General features: G+C 69.4%; 5 protein-coding genes and 1 pseudogene. 3 read left to right on the top strand and 3 right to left on the bottom strand.

Annotation, left to right across the window (positions count from 1 at the left end; all coding sequences use genetic code 11):
* Positions 1-68: 68 nt before the first annotated feature.
* Both aspS and hisS read right to left on the bottom strand, forming a co-directional pair.
* Positions 69-1,856 carry an aspartate--tRNA ligase gene (aspS, locus tag ACLN58_RS13795; protein WP_415855832.1) on the bottom strand — a complete coding sequence of 596 codons (1,788 nt, stop codon included), beginning with the start codon at positions 1,854-1,856 and terminating at the stop codon, positions 69-71.
* A gap of 58 nt (positions 1,857-1,914) precedes the next feature.
* Positions 1,915-3,267, bottom strand: coding sequence for a histidine--tRNA ligase (hisS, locus tag ACLN58_RS13790; RefSeq protein WP_415855831.1), 1,353 nt, complete (start codon positions 3,265-3,267; stop codon positions 1,915-1,917).
* Positions 3,268-3,429: 162 nt separating this feature from the next.
* Between hisS and ACLN58_RS13785 the strand changes: the two genes are divergently transcribed.
* The 3 genes and pseudogenes from ACLN58_RS13785 (at position 3,430) to ACLN58_RS13775 (ending at position 6,399) form a co-directional block, all read left to right on the top strand.
* Positions 3,430-4,194, top strand: coding sequence for a peptidylprolyl isomerase (locus ACLN58_RS13785; RefSeq protein ID WP_415855833.1), 765 nt, complete (start codon positions 3,430-3,432; stop codon positions 4,192-4,194).
* Between the two features lie 49 nt (positions 4,195-4,243).
* Positions 4,244-5,656, top strand: a pseudogene (locus tag ACLN58_RS13780) (DUF349 domain-containing protein); the annotation flags it as partial.
* 125 nt (positions 5,657-5,781) lie between these two features.
* Positions 5,782-6,399, top strand: a complete 618-nt coding sequence (locus ACLN58_RS13775) for a hypothetical protein (RefSeq protein WP_415855830.1) — start codon at positions 5,782-5,784, stop codon at positions 6,397-6,399.
* A gap of 2 nt (positions 6,400-6,401) precedes the next feature.
* Here the strand turns inward: ACLN58_RS13775 and ACLN58_RS13770 are convergent.
* A partial coding sequence (locus ACLN58_RS13770; protein ID WP_415855829.1) for a RelA/SpoT family protein occupies positions 6,402-8,709 on the bottom strand: 2,308 nt, incomplete at its 5' end.

The following is an 8,709-nucleotide window of genomic DNA, read 5'->3' as shown; positions in this document are numbered from 1 at the left end:
CTCGGCGTCGTCGTCGCCTGAGGGCTCGAGCCCGAACAAGTCTTCCATGACCCGTGCGTGCGCCGGGCTCAGGCGCCGGCTGCCGCGCCCTTGCCCTTGTCGCCCGGCTTGAAGTCCACGCCGGCCTCCTTGCGCTGCTCAGGAGTGATGGGCGCGGGCGCGGCCGTGAGCGGGTCGTAGCCGTTGCCGGTCTTCGGGAACGCGATGACCTCACGGATCGACTCGACGCCCGCGAGGAGGGCGACCACGCGGTCCCAGCCGAAAGCGATGCCGCCGTGCGGCGGGGCGCCGTACTTGAATCCCTCAAGGAGGAAGCCGAATTTCTCCTGCGCGGCCTCGTGGTCGATGCCCATGACCTTGAAGACGCGTTCCTGGACGTCGCGCTGGTGGATACGGATCGAGCCGCCGCCGATCTCGTTGCCGTTGCACACGATGTCGTACGCGTAGGCGAGCGCGCTCCCCGGATCGATGTCGAACGAGTCCATGAACTCTGGCTTGGGTGACGTGAACGCGTGGTGCACAGCCGTCCAGGCCGAGTAGCCGAGCGCGACGTCGCCTGAGGCGACGGCCGATTCGCTCGACTCGAAGAGCGGCGCGTCGACAACCCACACGAACGCCCAGCCGTTGGGGTCGATGAGCCCCGTGCGGTGCCCGATCTCGACGCGCGCGGCGCCAAGCAGCGCGCGCGACGACGACGTCTCGCCCGCCGCGAAGAAGATGCAGTCCCCGGGCTGGGCGCCGACCGCGGCCGCGAGGCCTTCACGCTCGGACTCGGTGAGGTTCTTGGCCACGGGGCCCGCGAGCTCGCCGTCCTCCTTGAACAGGACGTAGGCGAGCCCCTTGGCGCCGCGCTGCTTGGCCCACTCCTGCCACGCGTCGAGGGTGCGCCGCGCCTGCGACGCGCCGCCCGGCATGACCACCGCGCCGACGTAGGGCGCCTTGAACACGCCGAACGTCGTGTCCTTGAAGTACTCGGTCAGGTCGGTGAGCTCGAGCCCGAAGCGCAGGTCCGGCTTGTCGGAGCCGTACTTCGCCATCGCCTCCGCGTAGGTCATGCGCGGGATCGGCGTCTGGACCTCGACGCCCGCGAGCTTCCAGACGGCCGCGACGATCCGCTCGCCGAGGGCAATGATGTCCTCCTGGTCCACGAAGCTCGCCTCAAGGTCGAGCTGGGTGAACTCCGGCTGGCGGTCGGCGCGGAAGTCCTCGTCGCGGTAGCAGCGGGCGATCTGGTAGTACTTCTCGATTCCGCCGACCTGGAGGAGCTGCTTGAACAGCTGCGGCGACTGCGGGAGCGCGTACCACGAGCCCGGCGCGAGGCGCGCGGGGACGAGGAAGTCGCGCGCGCCCTCGGGGGTCGAGCGCGTGAGCGTCGGCGTCTCGACCTCGATGAACCCCTCGTCGTGGAGCAGCTCGCGCGCCACGCGGTTGGCCTCCGAACGGAGACGCATGGCCCGCGCGGGGCCGGGCCGGCGCAGGTCCAGGTAGCGGTGGCGGAGGCGCGCCTCCTCGCCGACCTCGACGTGCTCGTCGACTTGGAACGGGAGCGGATCGGCGCTGTTGAGCAGCGTCACCTTCTGGGCGATGACCTCGATCTCGCCCGTCGCGAGGTGCGGGTTCTCGTTGCCCTCGGGACGCCGCTCGACCGTGCCCTCGATCTGCAGCACGAACTCATTGCGGAGCCCGTGGAAGACCTCCTCTTCGCGCACGACGACCTGGGCCACGCCCGAGGCGTCGCGAAGGTCGACGAACGCCACCCCGCCGTGGTCACGGCGGCGGGCCACCCAGCCCGCGAGGGTGACGGTCTGTCCAATGTGCTCGGAACGGAGAGAACCGAGGTCATGTGTGCGCAGCACAACGCTCCTCTTCAAACAAGTCGGATTTCCCTGAGAGTCTACCCGCCGGCCTTCGGCCTCAGGCCTCGGCGGGGGCGGCTGGGCGGATCTGAGGCACGACATCCTCGGCCGGCGGCATCCACGTGGCCGGGTCCGCCGCGAGTTGCTCGCCCGAACGGATGTCCTTGACCTCGTGCCCGCCGTCGTGGTGCATGAACCACACAAACGGGATGCCGCGCCGGTCCGCGTACTTGATCTGCTTGCCGAACTTCTCCGCCGACGCCGCGACCTCGGTCGCGATCCCGCGCCCGCGCAGCTGTGCCGCGACGCTCTGTGCGGCGCCCCACGACGCGTCGTCGGAAAGGGCCACGAGCACGGCCGTGGGCACCGAGCGGCTGGCGACGGCGAGATCGGCGGCCAGGATGCGGCTCACGAGCCGGGTGACGCCGACCGAGAGGCCCACGCCCGGGAACTTGCGGTTCCCCTTCGTGGCCAGCGCGTCGTAGCGTCCGCCCGAGCAGATCGAGCCGAGGTGCTCGTGGCCCACGAGGACGGTCTCGTAGACCGTGCCGGTGTAGTAGTCCAGGCCACGCGCGATGCTGAGGTCCGCGATGACCGTGCCCGGTGCCACCGCCGACGCCGCCGCGATGACCTCCTCGAGTTCGCCCAGGCCCTCTTCAAGGAGCTCGTCCTCGACGCCGAGATCGCGCACCCGCTGCACGAACGAGGTGTCCTCGGTGCGAATCGAGGCGAGCTCGAGCGCGGCCTTGGCCTGTTCCGGGGTCGCGCCGAGCTCCTCATGGAGGAGCTCCGCGACACGCTCGGGCCCGACCTTCTCGAGCTTGTCGATGCTGCGCAGCACCCCGGCCGTGTCCGTGAGACCGATCCCGCGGTAGAAGCCCTCGGCGAGCTTGCGGTTGTTGACCCGCAGACGGAACGGCGGAATCGGAAGCGCGGAGAGCGCCTCCACGATCACGAGCGCGAGCTCGACGTCGTAGCGGAACGGGAGCGTCCCGTCGCCGACGACGTCGATGTCCGCCTGCGTGAACTCGCGGGCGCGGCCCTCCTGCGGGCGCTCGCCGCGCCAGACCTTCTGGATCTGGTAGCGGCGGAACGGGAACGCGAGGTAGCCGGCGTTCTCGACCACGTAGCGCGCGAATGGAACCGTGAGGTCGAAATGCAGGGCGAGGGCGTTGGCGTCCGACTTCGTCGCGGAGTCCTCGTCGTCCTGGAGGCGGCTCAGGCCGTACACCTCTTTGTCGATCTCCCCCTTGCGCAAGAGCTGACCCACGGTCTCGACAGCCCGCGTCTCGATCGACGAGAAGCCGTGGAGCTCGAACGTCCTCCTGAGCGTGTCGAGCACGTGGAGCTCCACCAATCGCTCCTGCGGAAGCCACTCGGGGAATCCGGACAGCGAGGCGGTACGTGCCATGGGGTTAATGCTCCTTGAGAGGGTGACGGCGTGGTGAGGATGACGCTGCAAAAAATGCCAGCGTGCGTAGACTGGCTGATGCCCAAGTTTATGCGGTAGCCAGGGAGGTCAGTCCGCGTGTCGAAGCGCAACGCCCAGGAGGCGCGCCGTCGCTTGCAGCTCATGGAGGCCAAGCAGGAGCTGCGACGAGGCCACGAGGCCCGCCGACGGCGGGACAACGTCATCGCGTCCGCCGCCGTCGTCGTCGCCGTCGCGCTCGCCGGCGTCCTGCAGGGCACGGTGTTCGCGTCCAATCCGACGGCCGCCGACTATGAGGCGGTCAAGGCAGGCCTCAACAACCCCAGCGCCAGCGCGAGCGCGAGCCCTAGCGCGGCGCAGACCAACGCCCCGGGCGTCCCCGCCGCGAGCACGGCCGCCGGGAAGACCTTCACCGGCAGCCTTGTGCTCAACAGCTCGACGCTCGGCGTCCAGATCGACGGAACCGCGGCCCCACAGGCCGCAGCCGTGTTCAAGTCCCTCGCCGACCAAGGCACGCTCAAGGGCCGCGTGTGCCACCGGCTGACCACGAGCGCGACGGCGGCGATCCTTCAGTGTGGCGCCGAGGACGCGAACGGCAAGTCGGACGCGAGCTACACGTGGGGCCCGCTCGAGAACACGCCCAAGGACCAGAAGTATCCAGCGGGGACGATCGCCGTGGCCCGGACCTCGAACAACGCGTACGGCAACGGCCAGCAGTTCTTCATCGCGTACAAGGACTCGACGTTCCCCAATGACTCGGCGGGCGGCTACACGGTCGTGGGCCATGTCACGTCTGGCCTCGACGCCGTCTCAAAGATTGCCGCAGCGGGCGTCGCCCCGGGCGGAAGCTCAGCAGATGACGGGGCTCCCGTGACTCCAGTCACGATAGACTCGTTCACACTGAACTAAGCAGCGGGCACGCCCGCACTCCAGTCCACACCAAGCGAAAGAACTTCTAGCGGTGACCGAAAGTCAGAAACCCGACGACACTGCAGCTCCCGAGGCTGCGCCCGTTCCCTCCGCCCCCTCTCCCGCGGCGTTCGCCAAGGCGAAGCCGGGCCCCGTTCCCGCCGCCCCGGCGGCTGCACCCGCCGCTCCCCCGGCCGCCACGCCGGTCAACCTCGACGAAGCCCGCAAGTGGAGCCGCGTCGAGGGAGACGGGCACGTCTTCCTGACGATCGGCGGCGAGGAGCACCCCGTGGGGCAATACCCGGGCGTCTCCGAGGACGAGGCCCTCGCGTACTTCGCAAGGAAGTTCGAGGACGTGCTCGCCCAGATCGCCCTGCTCGAGCAGCGGGTGACGTCGCACGCAGCCGCGGGTGACGTGCGCAAGGCGGCCGGCCACCTGCGGGCCCAGCTCGCGGAGCGCGCGATGGTCGGCGACGTACTCGGCGCGGAGGCCCGCCTCGACGCCCTGGAGGCGGCCCTCGTCGAGGCCGAGGCGGAGCAGAAGGCGGCGCACGACAAGGCGCGGGCCGAGGAGCTCGCCAACCGCGAGGCCATCGTCGCCGAGGCCGAGGAGATCTCCGGCCAGGACCCACAGCGCACGCAGTGGAAGACGAGCGGCGCGCGGATGAACGAGCTGTTCGACGCATGGAAGAACTCGCAGAAGTCGGGCCTTCGCCTCGGTCGCTCCGCCGAGGACGCCCTGTGGAAGAGATTCCGCGCCGCGCGCACCCAGTTCGACCGGCACCGCCGCGCGTACTTCTCGCAGCTCGACAGCGCGAACGCCGCCGCGAAGACCGTCAAGGAGAGCCTCATCGCCGAGGCCGAGGCACTCCAGACCTCGACCGAGTGGGGCTACGCCGCGGGCGAGTACCGCCGCCTCATGGACGAGTGGAAGGCAGCGCCGCGCGCGAACCGCAAGGAGGACGACGCACTGTGGGCTCGCTTCCGCGCCGCCCAGAACGTCTTCTTCGAGGCCCGCAAGTCGACCAACGCGGCGATCGACCGCGAGTTCTCGGAGAACCTGGCGGTCAAGGAGGCCCTGCTGGCCGAAGCGCAGCAGATCCTTCCGATCACGGACGTCGCGGCGGCCAAGAAGGCGCTCCAGTCCGTCCGCGACCGCTGGGAGGAAGCGGGCAAGGTCCCGCGCGGCGACATGGGTCGCATCGAGGCCGGGCTCCGGAAGGTCGAGGACGCGATCCAGCACGCCGAGAACGAGAACTGGCGCCGCACGGATCCTGAGATCCAGGCGCGCACGGACTCGGCCCTTTCGCAGCTCGAGGCCTCAATCGCGAGCCTTCGCGACGATCTCGCCGCCGCGGAGAACTCCGGCAACGCCCGCGAGGCAGCCAAGGCGCGTGAGGCGCTTGAGGCCCGCGAGTCGTGGCTCGAGACGCTGCGGAAGTCGGCGAGCGAGCTCGGCTAAGCGCCCCGCGCTAGACCTGAGGCCCCGTTGCCGTCCCTTCTTGGGCGGCGGCGGGGCCTCGCGGTTATCCACAAGCGGGCCCCGGCGGTCGCCGGGCCGCGCCGGTTCGGGGAAGGATGGCGGTTATGCACTCCCCACCCGGCCGCTCCAACCCGCCGTCGGCCTCGCCGACCACGATCCTCACCCCAGGGCGCCCCTTCTCGCCTGCCGAGCTCCAGGCAATGACGAACGACGGCGTGCTTCGCCGGCTTGTCGGCGATGCGTACGCGCCCGCGACGGCTCCCCTCACGCCCGAGCTGAGGGCAACGGGCCTCGCGACCGTCTACGAGCCTAGGCTCCGGGCGCGCACGGTCGTCGGCCGCCAGTCCGCGGCATGGATCTACGGGTGCGCGCCCGCGCCGCCCCTCCCCGTGTTGCTCGTTCCGGCACCGCGCCGGCTCTCCGCGGCCCGCAAGGCACGCGGCGTCCTCGTGCACGAGGTATGGCTCGGCGACTTCGACATCATCGAACTCGGGCCGCTCCTGGTCACGAGTCCCCTGCGCACCGCGGTTGACCTCTCGATGCATGGCGAGACCCCGATCGCCTCGGTGACGCTCAGGAGGCTGCTCAGCCGTCCCGGGCTCGGCCTCACGCCGTCGCTCGTCGCACGCGCACTCGATGCACTCCCCCGCCAGCCGCGCAAACAACGCGGCCGCGAAGTCATCGCAACCCTGCTCCGCGAGACGCGGACCGCGCCCGCGTGATGCTAGGTGCGGCGGCGGTTCCCCGTAGTGCGGTAGACGTCGAACACGCCGTCGATGCGGCGGACGGCGCTCAGGACGTGGTTCAGGTACTTCGGATCGCCCATCTCGAACGCGAAGCGGGAGAGCGCGAGCCGGTCGCTCGAGGTGTGGACGTGGGCGGAGAGGATGTTGACGTGGTTCTCCGCGAGGACCCGAGTGACGTCCGAAAGGAGGCTCTTGCGATCGAGGGCCTCGACCTGGATCTCGACGAGGAAGACGCTCGACTGCGTCGGGGCCCATTCGACCTCGACGATCCTGTCCTGCTGCGCGCGGAGTCCCGCGGCGTTGGTGCAGTCGGTGCGGTGGACCGAGACTCCGGATCCACGCGTGACGAATCCGAGGATCGGATCGGGCGGAACGGGCGTGCAACATCGCGCGAGTTTGACCCACACGTCGTCGACGCCCTTGACGATGATGCCCGAATCCGAATAGCGCGGCGGCGCGGGCGTGGTCGCGGCGATCGTCTCGGCGATGTCCTCGGCCGTGCCAGCAGCGCCGCCGAGACTGTCCACGAGCTTCTCGACCACCGACTGTGCAGAAGCGTGGCCGTCGCCGATGCCCGCGTAGAGCCCCGCGATGTCCTGGTAGCGGAACTCCTGCGCGACTGCGAGCAGCGCGTCGTGGCTCAGGAGGCGCTGAAGGGGGAGGTTCTGCTTGCGCATTGCGCGCGTGAGCAGCTCCTTGCCCTTGTCGATAGCCTCCTCGCGCCGCCCCTTGCTGAACCACTGCCGGATCTTGTTGCGGGCGCGGGCGCTCTTGACGAAGTTCTGCCAGTCCTGACTGGGCCCCGCGCCCTCCGCCTTCGACGTGAAGATCTCGACGACGTCGCCGTGGTTGAGTTCGCTGTTGAGCGGGACGAGCTTGCCGTTGACGCGCGCGCCGATGGTCCGGTGCCCCACCTCGGTGTGGATCGCGTAGGCGAAGTCGACCGGTGTCGAGCCCGCGGGCAACGCCATGACCTCGCCCTTGGGGGTGAAGACGAAAACCTCGCGAGCGTTGATCTCGAAGCGCAGCGAGTCGAGGAACTCGCCGGGGTCAGAGGTCTCCTGCTGCCAGTCGACGAGCGACCGGAGCCAGCCCATCTCCGCGGCCCTGCCGTCCGGCGCATGCGAGTTCCGGTTCGGTTGGTCCTTGTACTTCCAGTGGGCCGCCACGCCGTACTCGGCGCGCCGGTGCATCTCATGCGTCCGGATCTGGATCTCGACCGGCCTGCCGTTGGGCCCGATGACCGTCGTGTGCAGCGACTGGTACATGTTGAACTTCGGCATGGCGATGTAGTCCTTGAACCGCCCGGGAAGCGGGTTCCACCGCGCGTGCATCGCGCCCAGAACGGCATAGCAATCCCTCACGGAGTCCACGAGGATGCGGACGCCCATGAGGTCGTTGATGTCGTCGAATTCCTTCTGGCGGACGATCATCTTCTGGTAGATCGAGTAGTAATGCTTCGGGCGGCCCGTCACCTCGGCCCGGATCTTGCTGGACCGGAGATCCTCCGCGATCTGGTCCCGGATCACGCCGAGCTGCTTCTCACGCTCGGGGGTGCGCGCGCCCACCATCCGCACGATCTCCTCGTACACCTTCGGGTACAGCGCCGCGAACGAGAGGTCCTCGAGCTCCCACTTGATCGTGTTCATGCCGAGCCGGTGGGCCAGCGGGGCGAAGATCTCAAGCGTCTCGCGCGCCTTGCGGGCCGAGGACTCCGGCGAGACGAAACGCCATGTCCTCGCGTTGTGCAGGCGGTCGGCGAGCTTGATGACGAGGACGCGGATGTCCTTGGCCATCGCGACGACCATCTTGCGGACCGTCTCAGCCTGCGCCGCGTCGCCGAACTGAACCTTGTCGAGCTTCGTGACCCCATCCACGAGCATCGCGACCTCGGGGCCAAAATCCTTGCGGAGCTGATCGAGGGTGTAGGAGGTGTCCTCCACCGTGTCGTGCAGGAGCGCCGCCGCGAGGGTCGTGCCCGTCATGCCGAGCTCCGCGAGGATCGTCGCGACCGCTACCGGATGGGTGATGTACGGATCGCCGCTCTTGCGCTTCTGCCCCTGGTGGCTGCGCTCGGCGACCTCGTAGGCGCGCGTGATGAGCTCGAAGTCTTCGCGCGGATTGTTGGCGCGCACAGTCCGCAGAAGCGGCTCGAGGATGGGCGAGTGGGCGGAGACCCCGCGCCCCGTGAGTCGCGCAAGGCGCGAGAAGGTCCGGTCGCGGCGGCCAAGGAGCGGGCGTTCGAGGAGGCTGTTGCCGCCGAGCGGCGCGTCGGGTTCGGCGGGC

It is taken from the genome of Sinomonas sp. G460-2 (genome assembly GCF_047759905.1).
Taxonomy (GTDB): Bacteria; Actinomycetota; Actinomycetes; order Actinomycetales; family Micrococcaceae; genus Sinomonas.
This window is presented reverse-complemented; position numbering and strand designations above follow the sequence as displayed.